Raw genomic sequence first — 22758 nt, forward strand, 5'->3', positions numbered from 1 at the left:
CGCGTACCCGGCGGACACCCCACGGAGCGGAACGAGGCCGCCGCATGACCGCCCGCAAGCACACCGCGCTCCCCAAGGCCCGCACCCTCATCGAGGCGCTGCCCTGGCTGACCCGGCACCACGGCAAGACGGTGGTGATCAAGTTCGGCGGCAACGCGATGGTGGACGACGAGCTCAAGCGCGCCTTCGCCCAGGACGTGGTCTTCCTGCGGCACGCCGGACTGCGCCCGGTCGTGGTCCACGGCGGCGGCCCGCAGATCAGCGCTCAGCTCGAACTCCTGGGCCTGGACTCGGAGTTCAGGAGCGGCCTGCGGGTCACCTCACCCGAGGCGATGAACGTCGTCCGGATGGTGCTGGCCGGCCAGGTCCAGCGCGAGCTGGTCGGCCTGCTCAACGAGCACGGCCCGCTGGCCGTCGGCATGACCGGCGAGGACGCCCGGCTGATGTCCGCCACCAAGCACTACGCGGACGTCGACGGCGAACGGGTCGACCTCGGCCGGGTCGGCGAGATCACCGCCATCGACCCCGGCGCGGTGCAGGCGCTGCTCGACGACGGCCGGATCCCGGTGATCTCGTCGGTGGCCCGCAGCAGCGACGACGGCGACACCTCCGGCGTCTTCAACGTCAACGCCGACACCGCCGCCGCGGCCCTGGCGGCCGCACTCGGCGCGGAGACCCTGATGGTGCTCACCGACGTCGAGGGCCTCTACGAGGACTGGCCGAACAGCGACGAGGTGATCTCCCGGCTCACCGCGAGCCAACTGGAGAAGCTGCTGCCCGACCTGGCCAGCGGCATGGTCCCGAAGATGCGGGGCTGTCTGCACGCCGTCCGCAACGGCGTGCGCAACGCCCGGGTCATCGACGGGCGGGTCCAGCACTCGATCCTGCTGGAGATCTTCACCGACGAGGGCATCGGCACGATGGTGGTCCCGGACCCGGACCCGGTCCCGGCGCAGCCCACCGACCCGCACGGCGACCACGGACACCACACCGCGGAGGGGACGGCATGAGCACCGGCACGGCGGCGGACACCCCGGCCACCCAGGGCACGGCGAACGGCCACGGCCCGGTCACCAACGAGGCACTGACCCGGCGCTGGCAGGGCGCCCTGATGCACAACTTCGGCACCCCCCGCCTCCCGCTCGTCCGCGGCGAGGGCGTCACCGTCTGGGACGCCGACGGCAACGCCTACCTCGACTTCCTCGGCGGGATCGCGGTCAACGCGCTGGGCCACGCCCACCCCGCGGTGGTCCGCGCGGTCTCCGACCAGGTCGCCACCCTCGGCCATGTGTCGAACTTCTTCTCCAGCGAGCCGACCGTGGCCCTCGCCGAGCGCCTGCTCGCGCTCGCCGGGCGGCCCGGCCGGGTCTACTTCTCCAACTCCGGCGCCGAGGCCAACGAGGCCGCCTTCAAGATCGGCCGGCTGACCGGCCGTACCCATGTCGTCTCCGCCGCCGGCGGCTTCCACGGCCGCACCATGGGCGCCCTGGCCCTCACCGGCCAGCCCGCCAAGCAGGACCCGTTCCGCCCGCTGCCCGGCGACGTCGAGCACGTCCCGTACGGCGACGCGGACGCCCTCCGGGCCGCCGTCACCACCGACACCGCCTTCGTCATCCTGGAGCCCGTCCAGGGCGAGAACGGCGTGATCGTCCCGCCGCCCGGCTACCTCAAGGCGGCCCGGGAGATCACCGCCGCCACCGGCACCCTGCTGGTCGTCGACGAGATCCAGACCGGCATCGGCCGCACCGGGCACTGGCTGCACTCCGCGGCCCAGGGCGTCGACGCCGACATCGTCACCCTCGCCAAGGGCCTCGGCGGCGGCCTCCCCATCGGCGCCACCCTCGCCTTCGGCCCGGCCGCCGACCTGCTCACCCCCGGCTCGCACGGCTCGACGTTCAGCGGCAACCCGGTCGTCTGCGCCGGCGCCCTCGCCGTCCTGGACACCATCGAGGCGGACGGCCTCCTCGACCACGTCCGGCGGGCCGGCGCGCGGCTGCGGGCCGGAATCGCGGCCCTGGAGCACCCGTTGGTCGGCCAGGTCCGCGGCGCCGGCCTGCTCCTCGGTATCGTCTTGACCGGGCCCCTCGCGCCACAGGTACAGCAGGCGGCCCAGGACGCGGGCCTTCTGGTCAACGCGGTCGCGCCGGACGTCATCCGGCTCGCCCCGCCCCTGATCGTCTCCGACGAACAGGTGGAGACCTTCCTCCAGAAGCTCCCCGGGGTCCTTACGAGGGCCGAGGAATCGGCCGACGGGGAACGATGATCCGGAGACTGACGCAACGATGACCGAGCCGCAGGACAACGACTCGCCGCACAACAGCGGCCCGGCCGTACCGCAGACCCGCACCGCCCGCCACCGCCGGATCGTGGACATCCTCAACCGGCAGCCGGTCCGCTCCCAGAGCCAGCTCGCCAAGCTGCTCGCCGACGACGGCCTCTCCGTCACCCAGGCGACGCTCTCCCGCGACCTGGACGAGCTGGGCGCGGTGAAGATCCGCAACACCGGCGGCGAGCTGATCTACGCGGTACCGAGCGAGGGCGGCGACCGCAAGCCGCGCGCCCCGCTCGGGGAGTCCGCCAAGGAGGAGCGGATGCGCCGCCTCGCCGGCGAACTCCTCATCTCCGCCGAGGCGTCCGCCAATCTCGTCGTCCTGCGCACCCCACCGGGCGCCGCCCAGTTCCTGGCCTCCGCCATCGACCAGGCGGAGCTGCACGACATCCTCGGCACCATCGCCGGCGACGACACCCTCCTCCTCATCAGCCGCGCTCCGTCCGGCGGACAGGAGCTCGCGGACCACCTGCTGCGGCTGGCCGAGAAGGAGGGCCGCGGGGCCCCGTAACCCACCCGCCACAGCCGTCACACCCCGTGCGTGCATAGCTGCATATAGTGACCGAGGGTCCGGTCGCGGACCCCGTGCTCGCCGCCGCGCGAGCCGCCGCCGTACGGGCGGACGCCGCGGAAGCGCGGCCTCCGCACCCTCGACTGCGTCGGCCGGGGCCGGTCCGCAGGAAGGAGCACGGGACAGTGAAGCCTCAGCGGAAGGCCGGACCGCGCACCAGCACTCTCGGGGCGGCGGCGGTGTGCGGCGCCCTCGTCCTCACGGCCTGCGGTTCGGGCGGCGGGGCGGGCCCCTCACACAGCCCGTCCGCCCCCTCCCAGAGCGCGTCGGCCACCGGCGCGGCCGGGATCGCCTGCGGCAAGGCGGCCACCCTGCACGCCTCCGGCTCGACGGCCCAGCAGTACGCGATGAAGTACTGGATCACGACGTACACAAAAGCCTGCCCCGGCACCAGGATCACCTACGACGGCAACGGCTCGGGCGCCGGCCAGGACGACTTCCTGAGCGGCCGCACTGCCTTCGCGGGCTCGGACTCCCCGCTCGACGACGACCAGGTGACCCGGTCGAAGAAGGTCTGCTCGGACGGCGGCCGCGCCATCCACCTGCCGCTCGTCGGCGGCCCGATCGCCCTCGCCTTCCACCTCCCCGGCATCGACCGGCTGGTCCTCGACGGCCCCACCCTCGCCAAGATCTTCGACGGCCGGATCACCCGCTGGAACGACCCGGCGATCACCGGGCTCAACAAGGGCACCAACCTGCCCCCGACCCCCATCCGGACCTTCCACCGCTCCGACTCCTCCGGCACGACGGACAACTTCACGGCGTATCTCGCCGCCGCCGGCCAGAGCGCCTGGCCGTATCCGCACGCCAAGGAGTGGCCGGCGAAGGGCGGCGACGCGGCCAAGGGCTCCGCGGACCTCGCCGCCCAGGTGCAGCGGACCACCGGCGCCCTCGGCTATGTCGAGCTCCCCTACGCGGTCGACCGGATGCTGCGCACGATCTCCGTCGACACCGGCGCGCCGACCCCCGCCGACCCCAACGTGACCTCGGCGTCGCACGCCATCGCCGGCGCCAGGACCGTCAACACCGGCCATGACGTCACGCTCCGGCTCGCCTACGACACCAAGGTCCCCGGTGCCTACCCGATCGACGTGGTCACCTACGAGATCGTCTGCGACAAGGGCAACAAGCCGGAGACCTGGCCCGCCACCAAGGCGTTCCTGACGTACATGGCGAGCCGGAAGGGCCAGGAGAACCTGAGCTTCCAGGGGTACGCGACGCTCCCGGCCGCCGTCGTGGACAAGGTCCGCACCGAGATCGCCGCCCTGCCGTGAAGCTCGCCGGCGCCCGCCACGGGAGCGTCGGTCAGGTGATCTTCCAGACGATCGCGTCGAGGAACTGCTTGGTGACCGGGTCGAGTACCTCGCCGTGGCCCGTGGCGCCCCTGCCGGGCAGCTTGCCCGTGGCCCCGACGAAGCCGAGCAGACTGACGGTCACGTTGCCGGTCGCGCCGTCGAGGAGGAAGGCGACGTCCTGTCCCGGTCTGCCATCCCAATGAAAGCTGCCCCCGGTGGACGGGACGAAGACGGATGCCCCGCGCCAGGTGCCGTCCAACTGGTCGGCGCCGCCGGGAACGGAGTCGATGGTCATGTTGACGAACTGAGTCCTGCTGGGGTCCGACTCGACCGTGAGTTTCACATCGGCATTGAATTTAGCGGCGTCCGTCGCGCTCTCGGCAGCCCTGTCCTCGACACTCATGCCACCACGTCCTTACTTTTACCGTCGCCTCCGGGATATGGAGGATGTCGGCCTCATCATGCGGCAGCACCGGCGGTCAGGCGTATCCGCCGGAAGAGTGTCGTTCGCGCATCGCTCGACGACAGCGAGGTTCATGAGTTCATGGCAGCATTTCGACGCGGAACATGATGCTGTTGGTCTTGGGCGGCTGATCGTCGTAGTCGATGTTTACGCGTATACCGTCCGCCCTGGCCAATGTCAGCAGCCAGAACATCGCCTGCCGCGCCGGGAGGTTGCCGGGCCCGCCAGGCTCTCCCGTGGGATCGCCCCGCAACGGGAAGCCGAAGGCTCGGTTTGGTTCGCTGTCCAGCCTGACGATGACGTCCACGTCGATGTGGTCATTCGGCGGGCCCCATCCTTCGGAGTCATTCACGCGCAGAAAAGTTACGCTGCCACTGGCTTTCTGAACAGTCATGGGATTTCCCTCCAGCTCAACATATGGCCGTCTGGGCCAGGTCCCGGCCTTGTGTTGTCGCGATTTCGGGAGTTCGAACCAGGCTTTGTAAAGATTCAGGTATTCGGTACCCGTATCCGTGAGCTCGGCGAATTCCTTGGGATGAAACGCGTACCCGGGCAGATCGCCGGGCAGAGGAGCGTCAGTCGAGGTGCATCCAGACCGCTTGACGGGGTCAGGGAGCTGTGCCGGGTCATCGCAGTGACCCCTCTGGGCTTGCTGGTTGGCGCGGAGTCCGTTCTCAGTCTGGCACCGGCAGGAGCCAGGGACAACGAGCCTTCTGTCTGCGTCTGTGACAAACGGTGACGCGATGCGGATGCAGGTACGGCAGTACGGCAGAGGCCCTGCCTCCAGTGATGGAGACAGGGCCTCTGAGCTGGGCCTGAGCCCTTGCTGCACCGTCGGGACGACAGGATTTGAACCTGCGACCCCTTGACCCCCAGTCAAGTGCGCTACCAAGCTGCGCCACGTCCCGGTGCCGCGTTCCGACCGGAGAGTCCCGGTCGGGGCGTGCAGACAGAAAAATACCCTGTCCCGGCCGCTGAATCCAAAGCGGGCCCCTTCCCGGGCGCTGCCGAGCCTCCCGGCGGGCCCGCGATGACCGTGTTTCGGGATGAAATATGGCGACAAAGGTGCAGAAAGCGACGAAGGTGCACGCGTCGCGCGCCATCGAGGTGCGGCGGGTGTGCGGCCCGCCGGAGGGGCGGACGGCTCGCTGGAGCTGACGGGGGAGGGGTGGGTGGCATTCCGGGACGGGTCTCCGTGCTGACGGCAGGGTGCCGGCCTGGGCTTTCCGTGCTCGTTGACGAAGCATACGGGGGAATGCATACTTATACCGAGCAGTGTATGCATCGTAAGGAGAGACTCATGACCGAGCGTGTCGTACTCGCCTACTCGGGCGGCCTTGACACCTCCGTCTGCATCGGCTGGATAGCCGAGGAGACGGGTGCGGAGGTCATCGCCGTCGCCGTGGACGTCGGCCAGGGCGGCGAGGACCTGGACGTCATCCGCAAGCGCGCGCTCGCCTGCGGTGCCGTGGAGGCCGAGGTCGCCGACGCCAAGGACGAGTTCGCCGAGCAGTACTGCCTTCCGGCGATCAAGGCCAACGCCCTCTACATGGACCGGTACCCGCTGGTCTCTGCGCTGTCCCGGCCGGTCATCGTCAAGCACCTGGTCGCCGCGGCCGCGAAGCACGGCGCGACCACGGTCGCCCACGGATGCACCGGCAAGGGGAACGACCAGGTTCGGTTCGAGGCCGGTATCGCCTCCCTCGCCCCCGGCCTGACGTGCATCGCCCCCGTCCGCGACTACGCGATGACCCGGGACAAGGCCATCGCCTTCTGCGAGGCGAAGGACCTCCCGATCGCGACCACCAGGAAGTCGCCGTACTCCATCGACCAGAACGTCTTCGGGCGGGCCGTGGAGACCGGCTTCCTGGAGGACATCTGGAACGCGCCGGTCGAGGACGTCTACGAGTACACCCAGGACCCCGCCGTCCCACGGGAGCCCGACGAGGTCGTCATCACCTTCGAGGCGGGCGCGCCGGTCGCCCTCGACGGCAGGCCGGTCACCGTCCTGGAGGCCGTCCAGCAGCTCAACGAGCGGGCCGGGGCACAGGGCGTCGGCCGGATCGACATGGTCGAGGACCGGCTGGTCGGCATCAAGTCCCGCGAGGTGTACGAGGCGCCGGGCGCGCTCGCCCTGATCACCGCGCACCAGGAGCTGGAGAACGTCACCGTCGAGCGTGAACTGGCCCGCTACAAGCGGCAGGTCGAGCAGCGCTGGGGCGAACTGGTCTACGACGGCCTGTGGTTCTCGCCGCTCAAGCGGGCCCTGGACGGCTTCGTCGAGGAGGCCAACGCGGCCGTCTCCGGCGACATCCGGATGACGCTGCACGGCGGCCGCGCGGTGGTCACCGGCCGGCGCTCCGAGCAGTCGCTGTACGACTTCGGCCTCGCCACCTACGACACCGGCGACACGTTCGACCAGTCGTTCTCCAAGGGCTTCATCGAGCTCTTCGGCATGTCGAGCAGGATCGCCGCGCGGCGCCGCCTGGCCGGCGGAGCCTGACGCGACCTGGTGTAGTACACCCCAACCCCGCCGGCGGGCAGCCGGCCACCACTCCCTCCACCAAGGAGCAGCACAAGTGAGCAACGGCAACACCGGTGACGTCCGGCTCTGGGGCGGACGGTTCGCGGACGGCCCGGCCGAGGCCCTGGCGAAGCTGTCGGCCTCGGTGCACTTCGACTGGCGCCTGGCCCCGTACGACATCGCCGGCTCGCGCGCCCACGCCCGCGTGCTCCACAAGGCGGGCCTGCTCACCGAGGACGAGCTGGCGCGGATGCTCGACGGGCTGGACCGGCTCGAAGTCGACGTAGCCGCCGGCGAGTTCGTGGGCACCGTCGCCGACGAGGACGTGCACACCGCCCTGGAGCGCGGGCTGCTGGAGCGGCTCGGCCCGGACCTCGGCGGCAAGCTGCGGGCCGGCCGGTCCCGTAACGACCAGGTCGCCACGCTGTTCCGGATGTATCTGCGCGACCACGCCCGGATCATCGGCGGGCTGCTCGCCGACCTCGAAGAGGCGCTGATCGGTCTCGCCGAGGCGCACCCGGACGTCGCCATGCCGGGCCGCACCCACCTCCAGCACGCCCAGCCGGTGCTCTTCGCCCACCACGTGCTCGCCCACGTCCAGGCGCTGTCCCGGGACGCGGAGCGGCTGCGGCAGTGGGACGAGCGGACCGCGGTCTCGCCGTACGGGTCCGGTGCGCTGGCCGGCAGCAGCCTCGGCCTGGACCCGGAGGCGGTCGCCGCGGACCTCGGCTTCGAGCGCGGCTCGGCGGGCAACTCCATCGACGGCACGGCCGCGCGGGACTTCGTCGCGGAGTTCGCCTTCATCACCGCGATGATCGGCGTCGACCTCTCCCGGATCGCCGAGGAGGTGATCGTCTGGAACACCAAGGAGTTCTCCTTCGTGACCCTGCACGACGCCTTCTCCACCGGCTCGTCGATCATGCCGCAGAAGAAGAACCCGGACATCGCCGAACTGGCGCGGGGCAAGTCCGGGCGTCTGATCGGCAATCTGACGGGGCTGCTGGCGACGCTGAAGGCGCTGCCGCTCGCGTACAACCGCGACCTCCAGGAGGACAAGGAGCCGGTCTTCGACTCCTGCGACCAACTGGAGGTGCTGCTCCCGGCGTTCACCGGGATGATGGCCACCCTGACCGTCAACCGCGCGCGGATGGCGGAGCTGGCGCCGGCCGGTTTCTCGCTCGCCACCGACATCGCCGAGTGGCTGGTCAAGCAGGGCGTGCCGTTCCGGGTGGCGCACGAGGTGGCCGGCGCGTGCGTCAAGGAGTGCGAGGCGCACGGCATCGAGCTGGACGAGCTCACCGACGAGCAGTTCGCCAGGATCTCCCCGCATCTGACGCCCGAGGTCCGCGGCGTCCTCGACGTCCCCGGCGCGCTCGCCGCGCGCGACGGCCGCGGCGGTACCGCGCCGTCGGCGGTGGCGGTGCAGCTCGCCGAGCTGCGGGCGGACCTGGTGCGGCAGCAGGAGTGGGCCGCGGCGAAGAAGTGACGGCAAGCGGCCAGTGAGGGCGGTCCCCGACCCGGGGGCCGCCCTTGTTTTTGCCTTTCGCCTCCGTCTTTCGCCGAAAAGAGTGAGACATTCATGTCTCATTCGGGTACTCTGTGTCTCATGGCCGTGGATCGAGAACGCGTACTCGCCGAAGCAGCCGCGCTGCTCTCGCGCCGCGCGACGACGCCGATGGACGAGATCGCCCGCGCCGCGGGCATCAGCCGGGCGACCCTGCACCGGCACTTCGCCGGCCGAGACGCGCTGATCAGAGCCCTGGAGGAGCACGGCATCGAGCGGTTCGCCCGGGCCATGGACGCCGCCCGGCTCGACGAGGGGGACGCCGCCGGGGCGCTGCGCCGGCTGGTCCGCGAGGCCCAGCCGGTCGCCGGCGTGCTGGCCTTCCTCTTCACCGAGAACCAGCTCTTCGAGAGCGGCCCGGTCAACGCCGGCTGGGCCCGGCTCGACGCCCGGCTCGCCGCGCTGTTCCGCCGTGGGCAGGAGGACGGGGACTTCCGGGTCGACCTCGGCACGGCCTGGCTGACCGAGGCGTTCTACGGCCTCCTGGGCGCCGGCGCCTGGGCGGTGCACGAGGGCCGCCTCGCGCGCGGCGACCTCGACCACTCGATCGCCGAGCTGCTGCTCGGCGGCATCCGACGGAGCATGGAGAAATGAGCGATCCCATAGCCACCGGGCAGGCCGGTCCGGCCGCGGCGCGGGCCGGTTCGGCCCATGTGGACGAACAGCCCCGGCCGGGCCGCTGGCTGGCGCTCTCGGTCCTCGTCCTGGCGGTCCTGCTGGTCGGCGTCGACGCCACCGTCCTCGGGCTCGCCACCCCGTTCCTGAGCGAGGATCTGAAGCCGTCCGGCACCCAGTTGCTGTGGATCGGCGATGTCTACTCCTTCGTCATCGCCGGCCTGCTGGTCTCCATGGGCAGCCTCGGCGACCGGATCGGCCGGAAGAAGCTGCTGCTCATCGGTTCGGTGGCGTTCGGCGCGCTGTCGGTGCTCGCGGCCTACGCCGGCACCCCGGAGATGATGATCGCCGCCCGGGCCCTGCAGGGCGTGGCCGGTGCGACGCTGATGCCGTCCACGCTCGCACTGATCCGCAACCTCTTCCACGACCCCAGGGAACGCAGCCTGGCGATCGGCATCTGGGGCGCCATGGCCTCGGCCGGTACGGCGGTCGGGCCGGTCCTCGGCGGCTTCCTGCTCGGCCACTTCTGGTGGGGCTCGGTCTTCCTGATCAACCTTCCGGTGATGGCGCTGCTGGTCGTCGTCGGCGCCAAGGTGATCCCGGAGTCCCGCAATCCGGACCCCGGCCCGTGGGACGTCCCCAGCGTCCTGCTCTCGCTGGTGGGCATCGTCGGCGTCGTCTACGCCGTCAAGGAGGCGGCGGTGCACGGCTTCCGCTGGGACATCGGCCCGGCCGCCGTGATCGGCGCGCTCGCCCTGCTGCTGTTCGTCCGCCGCCAGCTCACCCTCGACTCGCCGCTGCTGAACATGAAGCTCTTCCAGCACCGGGGCTTCTCCGGCGCGGTCCTGGCCGATCTGCTGACCATCCTCGGGCTGTCCGGACTGGTCTTCTTCCTCTCGCAGTTCCTCCAGATGGTGCAGATGCGCTCGCCGTTCAACGCCGGCCTGGTCGAACTCCCGGCCGCGGTGGGCGCGGTGGGCGCCGGCCTGGCCGCCGGCTGGGTCGCCCGGCGGCTGTCGGTGCGGCTGGTGGTGGCCGGCGGCCTCGCGGTGGTCGGCCTCTCGCTCGCCGGCTGCACGATCCTGCACGGCGACACCGGCACCCTCGCGCTGTGCAGCATCCTCTTCGTCGTGGGCATCGGCGCCGGCTTCGCCTTCACGGTCACCGCCGACGTCATCCTCTCCAGCGTGCCCAAGGAGGAGGCCGGCGCCGCCTCCGCGGTCTCCGAGACCGCCTACGAACTCGGCGCCGCGCTCGGCATCGCCCTGCTGGGCTCCATCGTCACCAGCATCTACCAGGGCTTCGCCACCCCCGCGGGCGTGCCCGGACCCGCCGCCGACGCCGCCCGCGCCTCGCTGGGCGGCGCCGTGGACACCGCCGCCCGCCTCCCCGCCGAGCAGAGCGCCGCCCTGCTGAAGGCCGCTCAGGACTCCTTCGTCAGCGGCGTGGACACCGCGGCCGGAGTGGGCGCGGTGGTGCTGCTGGGCGCCGCGGTGGCCGCGTGGTTCCTGCTGCGCGGCCAGGAGCTGGCCGACAGCGCGCCGCCGCGGCCCGCGGCGGACGCCGAGACCGCCCCGCCGCTCCGGCCCGGGCACCCGTAAGGGCCCACCCGGCACACGAACGAGGGACACCGTCCCGCACCCTGCCCCCGCCCAGGCGTGTCCCGTGGATCGCGACCGCGCGCACCGGCCATGATCCACAGGACACGCCCCTGGGGGCGACCGTCCCCTGCCGTTCATGCCCGGTACGCGTCGTGGTGGCCGGTTGTCCCGCGCGGCTCGTTTGACTCTCCCGTCGTCCCCCCAACGGTCGGACCCGCTCAGGAGAGTGACGAGTGCGCGACATCGGACGACGGTCCTTCGTAACCGCCGCGGGGGCGATGGCCACCGCCAGCGCGATCGGCAGCAACGCCTACGCCACCGGCCACGCCCGCGACGCCGCAACGGCCGACGAGTACGTCGACGTCCAGCTGCTCAACATCACCGATCTGCACGGTTATCTGCAGGGCGCCCCCGGCGCCAACTCCGTCATCACCGGCGCCGGCGGCAAGCGCTACACCGTCGGCGGCGTCGCCTACATGGCCGCCCACCTGGAGCGGCTGCGCGCCGGACGGCGCAACTCCTTCTTCTTCGCCCCCGGCGACCTCTTCTCCGGCTGGGAGTTCGACGCCGCCGCCTTCGCCGACGAGCCGACCATCGAGGCCCTCAACGCGCTGGGCCTGGACTTCGCGTCGGCCGGCAACCACGAGTTCGACAAGTCGGCGGTCTTCCTGCGCGAGCACATGGAACGCGGCCGGCCGTTCCCGGAGGCCGGCCGGGACGACTCCTTCACCGACTCCACCGGCCACCGCTTCCGCGGCGCGAACTTCCCCTACTACAGCGCCAACATGGTCTGGCACGACACCGGCCGGCGGCTGCTGCCGCCCTACAACATCGTGCACGTGGACGCCGGTCACGGCCGCCGGCTGCCGCTCGGCTTCATCCATCTGACCGCCATCGGCACCGAGTCCTTCCCGGGCTCCTACCAGCCCGGACTGCGCACCCTGGACGAACTGGAGACCGCCAACCGCTGTGCGGCCGCCCTCAAGAGACGGGGTGTCAACGCGATCGTCCTCAGCATGCACGACGGTGCGGTAGCCGGCGGCGACTTCCAGAGCGGCAGCAACCCCTCAGGACCGGCCTACGAACTGGCGCTGCGCGTCACGCCCGACATCGACGCCATCGTCACCGGCCACTGGCACTGCGCCTTCACCATGATGCTGCCCGACCCCAAGGGCCGGCCCCGCCCGTTCGTCGAGGCCGGCTGCTACGGCCAGATCATCAACGAGATCAACCTGCGGCTGGACCCGTCCACCGGCAAGGTCGTCCGCGCCCTGACCACCTCCGTCAACCACCCCAACACCCGTGACGTGACGCCCGATCCGGAGCTGAAGTCGATCGCCGACTACTGGGCCGGCTACGGCGCCCGCCGCGCCCGCACCCGCATCGGCACCCAGACCGCCTCCTTCACCCGGCGCCGCAACGCGCTGGGGGAGTCCACCATGGGCAACCTCGTCGCCGACTGGGCGCTGTGGGCGGGCGGCCGGCCGCACGGCCCGATGGACGACCCCGGCGGGCACCGCAACGTCCCCGCCGAACTCGCCGTCATCGCGCTGGCCCCGCGGGTCGGCGCCGCGATCATCGCCGGCGACCTGGTACGTGACGAAGCGTCAGACGGCGCGGTCACCTTCGGACAGGCGTGGAGCGCGGTCGGCTACGGCGACCCGATCATGACCGTCACGGTCACCGGCCGGCAGATCCACGACGCCCTGGAACAGCAGTGGGCCCCCACCGCCGGCGGCGGCATCTCCTTCTCCCCGCTGGCCGTCTCCGGCAACGTCCGCTACACCTTCGACGCCTCCGGCCCGGCCGGGCACCGCATCGACCCCGACGAGATCCTCATCGACGGCCGGCCGCTCGACGTCTCCCGCCGCTACCGCCTCGCCGCGCCCTCGTACACCCTCATCAACCAGGACGGGTTCAGCGCCTTCACCGGCTTCACCGAACCCGTCCGGCACACCCGCGACTTCGAGAGCTTCATCGCCTACATCCGCACCAGACGGCGGCTCTCCCCGTCCGAACTCGACCGCGTCACGGCCCGCAACGGCCACCTCCCCGGCGCCCGCGTCGGCTCCGTCGCCGAGCACCAGCAGCTCCTCCGGCTCGATGCGACCCTGGTGCCGCGCCCGGAGGTCGCCCTGCGCACCGCGCTGACCGGCGACGCCGAGGGCCAGCGCGCACCCGGCGGCTTCCAGGTGCCCTGCTGACCGCCCGGTAGCGCCCGCACCGCAGGGCCGCGACCGAACGAGGGCCCCGTCCGGCTGCGGACGGGGCCCTCGTCATGCGCGGGGAGGCTCAGGCGGCGCGGGCCTTGGTGGCGTAGACGTCCACGTACTCCTGGCCGGACAGCTCCATGACGTCGCTCATCACCTCGTCGGTGACCGCCCGCAGGACGTAGCGGTCCCGGTCCATGCCCTCGTACCGCGAGAAGTCCAGCGGGGCACCGAACCGCACGGTCACCGGGGCGAGATGCGGGCGGCCCTTGCCGCCGGGCTGCACCTTGTCCGTGCCGATCATGGCGAAGGGGACGACCGGGGCGCCGGTCATCAGCGCGAGGCGGGCGACGCCGGTCCGGCCGCGGTACAGGCGGCCGTCGGGGGAGCGGGTGCCCTCCGGGTAGATGCCGAAGGCGTGGCCCTCGTCCAGGATCCGCCGGCCGGTCATCAGCGCCGCCACGCCGCCGTGCCCGCCGTCGCGGTCCACCGGGATCATCCCGGCGGTGGTGAAGAACCAGGCCATCAGCCGGCCCTTGATCCCCTTGCCGGTGACGTACTCGTCCTTGCCGATGAAGAACACCGGGCGCCTGACCACCAGGCTCAGGAAGATCGAGTCGATGAACGTGACGTGGTTGCCGGCCATGATGACCGGGCCGGTCTCCGGAATCCGCTCGACGCCCTCGACCTTCGGGCGGAACAGGACGCGCATCAGAAGTCCGAGGATCGCCTTCAGCACAATGCGGGACAACAGGCCCTCCGGGTCGTGATGGTCAGGTTCATGGCGGCGCAGCGCTCCGCAGCCCAGGACCATACTCGCGGGTCACTGCGGCGCGCACATCGGGTTCACCGGGCCGATACGCAGAGTTGACATGCGTTACTTCCATGTTCCGCGCGGTCTCCCTGCACGTCTCGCCGACATCACCCGTCCGTGCTTACGATCAGTGCCGTCCCGGGAGAGGTGCGCACACGCCTCGCGGGACACCTTGATACACCGGAAAGTCCCGGAACGCCCGGAACATCACCGGGCCGACCGGGGCACACGACACAGAGCGAGGAGCGCGGGCATGGAGAAGCGGCACGAGCCGGGACGGCGGACGGTACTGGGAGCCGCGGCCCTGGGCGGAGCGGCGGTACTGGCCGGCGCGGGCGGGGCCCAGGCGGCCGCCCCGGCGGGCCGGACGAACCGGCCGGCACCCGCCGGGCGGCCGGAGCAGCTGCCGGTCCCGCTGGTCGTCGGCCACCGGGGCGCCAGCGGCTACCGTCCCGAACACACCCTGGGCTCCTACGAACTGGCCCTCGCGATGGGCGCGGACGTCATCGAGGCCGGTGACCTCGTCCCCACCAAGGACGGGCACCTGATCCTGCGCCACGAGCCCGACATCAGCGGCACCACCGACGTAGCGCAGCACCCGGAGTTCGCCGGCCGCCGGACGACCAAGACCATCGACGGCAAGAAGATCACCGGCTGGTTCACCGAGGACTTCACGCTCGCCGAGATCAAGACGCTGCGCGCCAAGGAGCGCATACCGGACGTGCGCCAGCACAACACCCTCTACAACGGCGTCTGGCCGGTCCTCACCTTCGAAGAGGCCCTGCAGTGGGCCGAGAAGAAGGGGCGCGAGCGCGGCCGCCCGGTCTGGCTGCACATCGAGACCAAGCACCCCACCTACTTCCGCAAGCTGGGCCTGGGCCTGGAGGAGCGGCTCGCCAAGCTGCTGCGCCGGTACGGCCGGCACACCGCGCACGCCCCGAACTTCCTGCAGTCCTTCGAGCCCAGCAGCCTCAAGCGGCTCGGTGAACTGGGTGTGAAGTGCCCGAAGGTGGTCCTGCTCGACGAGCCGTCCGTCCGGCCCGCGGACTTCGTCGAGGCCGGCGACCCGCGCACCACCGCCGACCTGCTCAAGCCCGAGGGGCTGAAGTGGATCTCCGGCTTCGCCCAGGGCATCGGCCCCTGGCTGCCGCAGATCATCGCGCAGGACGACAAGGGCAAGCTCGGTAAGCCCACCACCCTGGTCCGCGACGCGCACGCCGCCGGTCTGGTCGTCCACCCGTATACGGTGCGGAACGAGAACAGCTTCCTGCCGCTGGACTTCCAGGTCGGCAAGAACCCGGGCGACTACGGCAATTCGCTCGCGTACTTCAAGGCGCTCTTCGCCACCGGCATCGACGGACTGTTCTCCGACAACCCGGACACCGCGGTGCTGGCCGCCCAGGAGTTCCGCCGGCACTGACGCCGCGCCTGCGGACCGGCGCCCGGCCACCCGCCCCCGTACTCATCTGAGTTGGGAATGTCACAGGGGAGCTTGGCGCCGGTCCGTTCCGCTTGTCCCCTATGCCCCCGCAGAATGCACCCGGCGGAGATTGCCGCTGCCGTATACCGGGGAGTCCGGAAGCGGACAGCGCACCGCAGCGCACAGTGAACCGAATGGGGAGGCGGACAGGCATGGGCACGAGCGTGACCATCTCGACGGCGACCGACGACGAGGCCGAGCAGATCCTCAAACTCCAGTACCTCTGCTACCAGACCGAGGCCGCGCTCTACGACGACTACGGCATCGAGCCGCTGACCCAGACCCTGGACTCGCTGCGCGCCGAACTCGCCGAGGGCTGCGTCATGGTGGCCAGACTCGGCCAGGAGGTCGTCGGCTCGGTGCGCGGCACGGTCGACGCCGACGGCACGGCGAAGATCGGCAAGCTGATCGTGCACCCCCGGCTCCAGCGGCACGGACTCGGCGGGCGGCTGCTGGCCGCCGTCGAGCAGCGGCTGGCCGAGGAGCGCTCCGCCACCCGCTACCGCCTCTTCACCGGCGACCGCAGCGAGGGCAACCTCCGGCTCTACCGCAGCCACGGCTACGCCCCGGTCGGCACCGAGCAACTGACCCGCCGGCTCAACCTGGTCACGCTGGAGAAGGAGCTGAGCCCCGCCTCGTGAGGCCGGCCGGACCGGGCCCGGAGCGCAGGCGGGCCCGGATCTCCCGCCGTGCCGTGCGCTACGCCGCCGCCGTGCGGTTACGGCGCAGCCACAGCAGGCCGGTGACCGGCAGGGCGATCGGGATGAAGAGGTACTCCATGCCGAAGTACGACCAGACCGTGGAGTCCGCGAACGCCGCCGGGTCCACCACCGTCCAGGCGCCGATGCCGATCACCCCGAGCAGCTCCAGCGCACAGCAGACCACGGCGGCCCGGCGGGCCCCCTCGCCGCCGCGCACCAGCGAGACCGTGATGAAGCCGTAGACCAGCGCGGAGACCGCCGACAGCAGGTACGCCAGCGGGGCCCGGTCGAACTGGGCGATCAGCTGGTAGAGCGAGCGGGACGCGGCGGCCACGGTGAACACGCCGTAGACGGTGACCAGCAGCCGCCCCGGGCCCGCGCCCAGCCTCGTGGCCGGATCCCGGCCGATGGTCTCCTCGGCGGCACCGGCCGCCGCGGTCTTCGGGGCAGCCTCAGGCACTGCCGCCTCCCCAGATGTCGAAGAGCCGTACTTCCAGAACGGCCAGCACCACGGAGCCCGCGGCGACGGTGGCCGAACCCCACCGGGTCCGCTCGGAGAGCGACATGAACCCGGTCGCCGGGACGCACGCGGCCGCCCCGAGCAGATACGCCAGGAACAGCGCGGTCCCCTTGTCCGGGGACTGCCCGCGTGCCAACTGCACGAACGCGACGGCCAGTTGGACCACGGCCAGCAGGGACACCACGGCCATGCCGATGAAGTGCCAGTCCTTGGTGGGCTCGTTGCGGTACGCGGCGAAGCCGCACCAGGCGGCCAGCGCGAGAGCGGTCACGCCGACCGCGAGCGTCAGCGCGTCGATCACCGCGGCCTCCGGGCGGGGCGGCGGCCGCGCGCCGTGGGGTTGTGGGGCATGGGCCCGATGCTAATCGGCGCCGGGCCGGGCGCGGCGACCGGCCCGGCGGCCGTGGTGTTGGCCACAGCCGCCCCGCACCGGACCGCCCCACCGGCCGCCGCGCCCGCGCCCCGCCGGCGGCATCGGCGCAGGCCACGCCCGCCCGGCCGAGATCATCAGAACCTGCGGCCCCCGGTCCACGGGACGGGCACCGCTGTCCGGTATACGGACGGGCTTGATCGAGCCATACCGCTGTCTGGTTTACTGACCGCCATGACCACGACGAGCCGCCGCACCCCCGCGACCGAGGCGTTCACCGCGCCCGGTGCTCGTCGCATGTGTCGAATGTGTGACCGCTGAGGGCCCCCGCCTGTGCCTCGCGCCCCGAAGCGAGACCCTGCCGCATGAGCCGAACGCCGCCCCCGGCGCCCCCGGCCGCCCCGCGTCACCGGAACCCGGAGCCGGGCCCCGTGCCCACCGCCGCTCCCCGTTTCCCCTGCCGCACTCGCCAGCATGCCCCGTGCCCGGTGGGCCAGCCACCGAGCACTCGACAGTGACGGAATTCCCTGTGATCACCACAACGGGCCTGACCAAGGTCTACCGGTCGGGAGGCCGCGAGGTCACCGCCCTGGACGGCGTCGATCTGCACGTCCGAGAGGGCGAGGTGTACGGCGTCATCGGCCAGAGCGGCGCCGGCAAGTCCACCCTCATCCGCTGCCTCAACCTCCTGGAGCGCCCCACCTCCGGCACGGTCACCGTGGCCGGCCAGGACCTCACCGCCCTCGGCGGACGGGGATTGCGCGCGGGCGCCGCCCTGCGCGCCGCGCGCAGCCACATCGGCATGGTCTTCCAGCACTTCAACCTGCTGTCCTCGCGCACCGTCCAGGACAACGTCGAACTGCCGTTGGAGATCCTCAAGGTCGGCCGCGCCGACCGCGCCCGCAAGGCGCTGGAGCTGCTGGACCTGGTCGGCCTCGCCGACAAGGCCAAGGCGTACCCCGCCCAGCTCTCCGGCGGCCAGAAGCAGCGCGTCGGCATCGCCCGCGCCCTGGCCGGCGACCCCAAGGTGCTCCTCTCCGACGAGGCCACCAGCGCCCTCGACCCCGAGACCACCCGCTCCATCCTGACGCTGCTGCGCGACCTCAACCAGCAGCTGGGCCTGACCGTCGTCCTCATCACGCACGAGATGGACGTCGTCAAGACCATCTGCGACTCCGCCGCGCTGATGAAGGGCGGCCGGGTCGTCGAACAGGGCACCGTCGCCGAACTCCTCGCCACCCCCGGCTCCGAGCTGGCCCGCGAGCTGTTCCCGGTCGGCGGCGAGCCCTCCGCAGAGGACCGCACCGTCGTCGACGTCACCTTCCACGGCGCGGCCGCCACCCGCCCGGTGATCTCCGAGCTGGCCCGCACCTACAACGTCGACATCTCCATCCTCGGCGCCGCCATGGACACCGTCGGCGGCAAGCAGGTCGGCCGGATGCGCATCGAACTGCCCGGCCGCTTCGAGGACAACGTCGTCCCCATCGGCTTCCTGCGCGAGCAGGGCCTCCAGGTGGACGTCGTCGGCGCGGACACCGCCCCGGCGACCGCCGCCCCGCTCCGGAAGGAAGGTGCCCAGTGAGCTGGCACGACATGCAGCCGCTGCTCTCCGACGCCACCCTCGACACCCTCTTCATGGTGTGGTGGTCCACGTTCTACGCGGTCCTCATCGGCATACCCGTCGGCATCCTGCTGCATCTGACCGGCCGCGGGGCCATGCTGCAGAACTTCGTGGTGTTCAAGGCCGTCGGCGCGCTCGTGAACGTCGGACGGTCCTTCCCGTTCCTGATCCTGATCGTGGTGCTGATCCCGTTCACCCGGCTCGTCGTCGGCGTCTCCATCGGCCCGACCGGTGCGGTCGTCCCGCTGGCCATCGCCGCCATTCCCTTCTTCGCCCGCCTCGTGGAAGCCGCCCTGCGCGAGGTCGACCACGGCCTGGTCGAGGCCGCGCAGGCGATGGGCGGCGGCACCTGGACCGTCGTCTTCAAGGTGCTGCTCCCGCAGGCGCTGCCCGCCCTGGTCGCGGCCGTCACCACCACCGTCATCACGCTGGTCGGCTACTCGGCGATCGCCGGCGCGGTCGGCGGTGGCGGACTGGGCAACCTCGCCTACACCTACGGCTACCAGCAGTACGAGACCTCGCTGATGATCACCACCGTGGTGGAGCTGATCGTCCTCGTCACCCTCGTCCAGCTGATCGGCGACCTGATCGTCCGCCGGCTGGCCCGCCGCGGTGGCCGCGCCTCGACCGGACGCGTCGGACTGCGCCGCGCACGGGCCGAGGAGCCGGCGGCTGCCACCGAGGCCGCCTGACCCACGAACCACCCGCGTCACCCGCATCCCGAAGCCCGGACCCTTTGCCGGGCGCAGCCCACACGGAACCCCGTGTGCACAGGAAAGAGGCACTCTTCGTGCGTAACACCCTCAAGATCACCGTGGCCGTAGCCGCCGCCTCCGCCGTCGCCCTCGGCGCGAGCGCCTGCAGCGCCCCCTCCGACACCACCGCCAGCAGCGACAAGAACGACAAGGACGCCCCCTTGGTCGTTGCCGCCAGCCCCACCCCGCACGCCACGATCCTGGACTACGTCAAGGACAAGCTGGCGCCGCAGGTCGGCCTCAAGCTGGTTGTCAAGCCGTTCAACGACTACAAGATCCCCAACAAGGTCACCGACGACGGCCAGGTCGACGCCAACTTCTTCCAGCACAAGCCGTTCCTGGACACCTTCAACAAGGAGAACGGCACCCACATCGTCCCGGTCGTGAACGTCGAGATCGAGCCGCTGGGCGTCTACTCCAAGAAGATCCACAAGCTCTCCGACCTCAAGGCCGGTTCCACCGTCTCGGTCCCCAACGACCCCTCCAACGAGGGCCGCGCGCTCAAGCTGCTCGCCGACAACGGCGTGATCACCCTCAAGCCCGGTGTCGGCTCCGACGCCAAGCTGACCGACGTCAAGGACACCAAGGGCGTCAAGATCACCGAGCTGGAGGCCGCCCAGACCGCGCCGCGCATCGACGACGTCGACGCCGCCGTCATCAACGGCAACTTCGCCGTCGGCGCCCACCTCAAGCCCTCCACCGACGCGCTGGCCCTGGAGCAGGCGAAGGGCAACCCCTACGCCAACTTCCTCGCCGTCAAGCAGGGCAAGGAGAACGACCCCCGGATCAAGAAGCTCGCCAAGCTCCTCAACTCCGACGAGGTCAAGAAGTTCATCGAGGACAAGTACAAGGACGGCTCGGTCATCCCGGCCTTCGGCCCGGTCAAGGGCTGACACTCCACCGCCCACCCCTTCCGAGGGGCGGGCGGGTGTGGTCAGGGGCCCCGGTCGCGCCCACCCGCGCGGCCGGGGCCCGGGCGCGTGGCACGCCCCTGTGCCGATGCTGCATGCTGGTGCATTCAAGACGGTCAGGACGGTTCCCGGCCTCGCGGAGCGGACCGCGCGCGACGCCCCGGAGCACCCCAGTCAACGGCGTTGGAGCATCGGCATGACATCCACCTTTCCGGACATCTCCCTCAGCACGGACCGGTTGGTGCTGCGCGCGCTCGACGAGGACGACCTCCCCGCCCTGACCGCGATGATGAACGACGAACTGGTCGCCGCCTGGACCGCGGTGCCCCAGCCCTTCACCGAGGACGCCGCCCGCAACTGGATCACCCGCTACGCGCCCACCGAACGCATCGCGGGACGTGGCCTCGACCTCGCGGTCACCGAGTTCCTCACCCAGCGCCTGGTCGGCATCGTCCAGCTCGGCAACACCAACTGGCGGGTCCGCTCCACCGAGCTCTCCTACATCGTCGCCTCTTGGGCCCGCGGCGAGGGCTACGCCTCCGAGGCGGCCCTGGCCACCGCCCGCTGGCTCTTCCAGGACCAGAAGTTCGAGCGCCTGGAACTGCGCACCGCCGCCGGCAACACCGCCTCCCAGCAGGTCGCCCAGAAGATCGGCTGCATCAGCGAGGGAGTGCTCCGCAACGCCTGCATAGCCCGGACCCGCGCGGACGACGGCACCTGGACCGACCTCCGCACGGACCAGATCGTCTGGAGCCTGCTCCCCGAGGACCTCGACGGACTCCCCGACCAGACTGTCGGCGCGAGCGGCTTCGCCTACCCCGAGTGGAACTGACCCCCACCGCACCTCCCGGCCCCGGCCGCCGGGGTACCCTCGGCCTGCCGGACGGCGCCCGGGCCCGCCCCGACCAGCGCGGACCGGCACCCCAAAGCACCCCCGGCCGGCGTCCACGGCGCCCGCCGACCGCCCCCGGAACCGCACCTTCCCCCCAGGAGACTGACGCGCATGGCCGACCGGGTCACGGTGATCGGATGGGACGGCTCTCCGCTCACCGCCGCCGCCCGCTCCGCCCTCGGCGCCGCGACCCTCGTCGCCGGCGCCGCCCACCACCTCGCGCTGCCCGAAGTCCCGCCGGCCGCCGAACGCATCCGGCTCGGCAGCCTCACCCTGGCCGCCCGCCGCATCGCCCAGCACCGCGGCACCGCCGTCGTCCTCGCCGACGGCGACCCCGGCTTCTTCGGCGTCGTCCGCACCCTGCGCGCCCCCGAACACGGCCTGGAGGTCGAGGTGGTGCCGGCCGTCTCCGCCGTCGCCGCCGCCTTCGCCCGGGCCGGCATGCCCTGGGACGACGCCCGGGTCGTCGTCGCCCACAGCCGCGACCTGCGCCGCGCGGTCAACGTCTGCCGCGCCCACCCCAAGGTCGCGGTGCTCACCTCGCCCGGCGCCGGACCCGCCGAACTCGCCCTCCTCCTGGACGGCGTGCACCGCACCTTCGTCATCTGCGAGGACCTCGGCACCGAACGGGAGCGGGTGACGGTCCTCACATCCGACAAGGTCGCCGACCATGACTGGCGCGACCCCAACGTCGTCATCGTCGTGGGCGGTTCACCGTCCGGGGCCGCCGCCCAGGGCACCGGCTGGATCGCCGGAAACCCCGGCAACACCGCCGGCCACCCGACGGGCCCGCGCGGCTGGGGACTTCCGGACCGCGCCTACGGCGGCGCGCTCGGCGAGGGCGAGTCCGTCCAGCTGCGCACCGCCCAACTCGCCCGCCTCGGGCCGCGGGTGGGCGACCTGGTCTGGGACATCGGGTCGGGCAGCGGCGCGGCCGCGGTCGAGACCGCGCGGTTCGGCGCCGCGGTCATCGCGGTCGACGCCGACGCCGACGCCTGCGGCCGCGCCGCCGCCCTGGCCCGCCGGCACGGTGTCCAACTCCAGGCCGTGCACGGCCGAGCGCCACAGATCCTGGAGGACCTCCCGGAGCCCGACGTGGTGCGCATCGGCGCCGGGGGAGCGGACGTGGTCACCGCCTGCGCGGCCCGCCGCCCCGAACGGATCGTCACCCACGCCGCGACCCGCGACGAGGCCGAGACGCTCGGCCGCGCGCTCGCCGACGGCGGCTACGAAGTCGAGTGCGCGCTGCTGCAGTCCGTGGAACTCGACACTTCCGTTTGGGTCGAACGTGAACGCTCTGTGGTCTTTTTGCTGAGCGGCTATCGCGTTCCTCACCCGTGACCAGGAAGGCCGCCCGCGCGGGGTAGGCTGGCGGATCGTTGCGCCGCCGTTCCGCGTTCGGCTTCGTACGCCAATATCCGGAAAATGCCGTGGTTTTGGACGAAAATGAAGCACTTGAGTGCGGACGTGCCGGGAGGCGTGCTCGCTCGTTCTCGCTATCGGGGCGTCGGTGCGCACCGGT

21 protein-coding genes and 1 tRNA gene are annotated in these 22758 nt (G+C 71.6%); 16 read left to right on the forward strand and 6 right to left on the reverse strand.

The genetic code is table 11. From position 1 onward, the window contains the following. Positions 1-44: 44 nt before the first annotated feature. The 4 genes from argB (at position 45) to pstS (ending at position 4174) form a co-directional block, all read left to right on the forward strand. Positions 45-1010, forward strand: a complete 966-nt coding sequence (argB, locus tag ACRAS8_RS28780) for an acetylglutamate kinase (RefSeq protein ID WP_438488904.1) — start codon at positions 45-47, stop codon at positions 1008-1010. Continuing rightward, the gene (locus ACRAS8_RS28785) at positions 1007-2263 is read left to right on the forward strand and encodes an acetylornithine transaminase (protein ID WP_438488905.1); all 1257 of its coding nucleotides are present in this window, start codon (positions 1007-1009) and stop codon (positions 2261-2263) included. Before argB ends, ACRAS8_RS28785 begins: the two co-directional genes overlap by 4 nt. Positions 2264-2282: 19 nt before the next feature. After that, complete coding sequence (locus ACRAS8_RS28790; protein WP_438488906.1) at positions 2283-2840, forward strand: arginine repressor; 558 nt, start codon at positions 2283-2285, stop codon at positions 2838-2840. A 185-nt stretch (positions 2841-3025) separates the two neighbouring features. Beyond that, on the forward strand, positions 3026-4174 hold the full coding sequence (pstS, locus tag ACRAS8_RS28795) for a phosphate ABC transporter substrate-binding protein PstS (RefSeq protein WP_438488907.1): 1149 nt from the start codon (positions 3026-3028) through the stop codon (positions 4172-4174). 31 nt (positions 4175-4205) lie between these two features. Here pstS and ACRAS8_RS28800 read toward each other — a convergent pair whose 3' ends face one another. The 3 genes from ACRAS8_RS28800 to ACRAS8_RS28810 form a co-directional block, all read right to left on the reverse strand. Next, complete coding sequence (locus tag ACRAS8_RS28800; RefSeq protein ID WP_438488908.1) at positions 4206-4598, reverse strand: hypothetical protein; 393 nt, start codon at positions 4596-4598, stop codon at positions 4206-4208. 139 nt (positions 4599-4737) lie between these two features. Then, complete coding sequence (locus ACRAS8_RS28805; RefSeq protein ID WP_438488909.1) at positions 4738-5052, reverse strand: hypothetical protein; 315 nt, start codon at positions 5050-5052, stop codon at positions 4738-4740. 440 nt (positions 5053-5492) lie between these two features. Next, positions 5493-5566: transfer RNA gene (locus tag ACRAS8_RS28810), tRNA-Pro, on the reverse strand. 392 nt (positions 5567-5958) lie between these two features. Here ACRAS8_RS28810 and ACRAS8_RS28815 point away from each other — a divergent pair. From ACRAS8_RS28815 to ACRAS8_RS28835, 5 genes are all read left to right on the forward strand, one after another. Beyond that, positions 5959-7161, forward strand: coding sequence for an argininosuccinate synthase (locus ACRAS8_RS28815; RefSeq protein WP_438488910.1), 1203 nt, complete (start codon positions 5959-5961; stop codon positions 7159-7161). Positions 7162-7237: 76 nt separating this feature from the next. Further along, positions 7238-8668 carry an argininosuccinate lyase gene (gene argH, locus ACRAS8_RS28820; RefSeq protein ID WP_438488911.1) on the forward strand — a complete coding sequence of 477 codons (1431 nt, stop codon included), beginning with the start codon at positions 7238-7240 and terminating at the stop codon, positions 8666-8668. 120 nt (positions 8669-8788) lie between these two features. Beyond that, positions 8789-9340 (forward strand): TetR/AcrR family transcriptional regulator, encoded by a 552-nt coding sequence (locus ACRAS8_RS28825; protein ID WP_438488912.1) that lies wholly within the window; start codon positions 8789-8791, stop codon positions 9338-9340. Beyond that, a complete protein-coding gene (locus tag ACRAS8_RS28830) occupies positions 9337-10962 on the forward strand; it encodes an MFS transporter (RefSeq protein WP_438488913.1) in 1626 nt (541 codons plus the stop codon). Before ACRAS8_RS28825 ends, ACRAS8_RS28830 begins: the two co-directional genes overlap by 4 nt. Positions 10963-11195: 233 nt before the next feature. Beyond that, positions 11196-13166, forward strand: coding sequence for a bifunctional metallophosphatase/5'-nucleotidase (locus ACRAS8_RS28835; RefSeq protein ID WP_438488914.1), 1971 nt, complete (start codon positions 11196-11198; stop codon positions 13164-13166). Positions 13167-13254: 88 nt separating this feature from the next. On the opposite strand, the gene ACRAS8_RS28840 is transcribed toward ACRAS8_RS28835, so the two are convergent. Continuing rightward, entirely contained in the window at positions 13255-13923 is a 669-nt protein-coding gene (locus ACRAS8_RS28840) for a lysophospholipid acyltransferase family protein (protein WP_438488915.1), read from the reverse strand. A gap of 316 nt (positions 13924-14239) precedes the next feature. On the opposite strand from ACRAS8_RS28840, the gene ACRAS8_RS28845 reads away from it, so the two are divergent. Continuing rightward, the gene (locus ACRAS8_RS28845) at positions 14240-15406 is read left to right on the forward strand and encodes a glycerophosphodiester phosphodiesterase (protein ID WP_438488916.1); all 1167 of its coding nucleotides are present in this window, start codon (positions 14240-14242) and stop codon (positions 15404-15406) included. A gap of 212 nt (positions 15407-15618) precedes the next feature. Continuing rightward, positions 15619-16107, forward strand: coding sequence for a GNAT family N-acetyltransferase (locus tag ACRAS8_RS28850; RefSeq protein ID WP_438488917.1), 489 nt, complete (start codon positions 15619-15621; stop codon positions 16105-16107). A gap of 58 nt (positions 16108-16165) precedes the next feature. Here the strand turns inward: ACRAS8_RS28850 and ACRAS8_RS28855 are convergent, their stop codons facing one another. Beyond that, on the reverse strand, positions 16166-16576 hold the full coding sequence (locus ACRAS8_RS28855) for a hypothetical protein (RefSeq protein ID WP_438490626.1): 411 nt from the start codon (positions 16574-16576) through the stop codon (positions 16166-16168). Positions 16577-16619: 43 nt separating this feature from the next. Further along, positions 16620-16988: a hypothetical protein gene (locus tag ACRAS8_RS28860; protein ID WP_438488918.1), complete on the reverse strand. Its 369-nt coding sequence runs from the start codon at positions 16986-16988 to the stop codon at positions 16620-16622. A gap of 598 nt (positions 16989-17586) precedes the next feature. On the opposite strand from ACRAS8_RS28860, the gene ACRAS8_RS28865 reads away from it, so the two are divergent. The 5 genes from ACRAS8_RS28865 (at position 17587) to cbiE (ending at position 22577) form a co-directional block, all read left to right on the forward strand. Next, positions 17587-18639, forward strand: coding sequence for a methionine ABC transporter ATP-binding protein (locus ACRAS8_RS28865; RefSeq protein ID WP_438488919.1), 1053 nt, complete (start codon positions 17587-17589; stop codon positions 18637-18639). After that, entirely contained in the window at positions 18636-19370 is a 735-nt protein-coding gene (locus tag ACRAS8_RS28870) for a methionine ABC transporter permease (protein WP_438488920.1), read from the forward strand. Before ACRAS8_RS28865 ends, ACRAS8_RS28870 begins: the two co-directional genes overlap by 4 nt. A gap of 98 nt (positions 19371-19468) precedes the next feature. Further along, on the forward strand, positions 19469-20326 hold the full coding sequence (locus ACRAS8_RS28875; protein ID WP_438488921.1) for a MetQ/NlpA family ABC transporter substrate-binding protein: 858 nt from the start codon (positions 19469-19471) through the stop codon (positions 20324-20326). A 214-nt stretch (positions 20327-20540) separates the two neighbouring features. Beyond that, the gene (locus tag ACRAS8_RS28880; RefSeq protein WP_438488922.1) at positions 20541-21176 is read left to right on the forward strand and encodes a GNAT family N-acetyltransferase; all 636 of its coding nucleotides are present in this window, start codon (positions 20541-20543) and stop codon (positions 21174-21176) included. Positions 21177-21347: 171 nt separating this feature from the next. Further along, positions 21348-22577: a precorrin-6y C5,15-methyltransferase (decarboxylating) subunit CbiE gene (gene cbiE / locus ACRAS8_RS28885; RefSeq protein WP_438488923.1), complete on the forward strand. Its 1230-nt coding sequence runs from the start codon at positions 21348-21350 to the stop codon at positions 22575-22577. The last annotated feature ends 181 nt before the right edge of the window (positions 22578-22758 follow it).

The sequence above is a fragment of the Streptomyces sp. S186 genome (assembly GCF_051603415.1).
GTDB lineage: Bacteria > Actinomycetota > Actinomycetes > Streptomycetales > Streptomycetaceae > Streptomyces.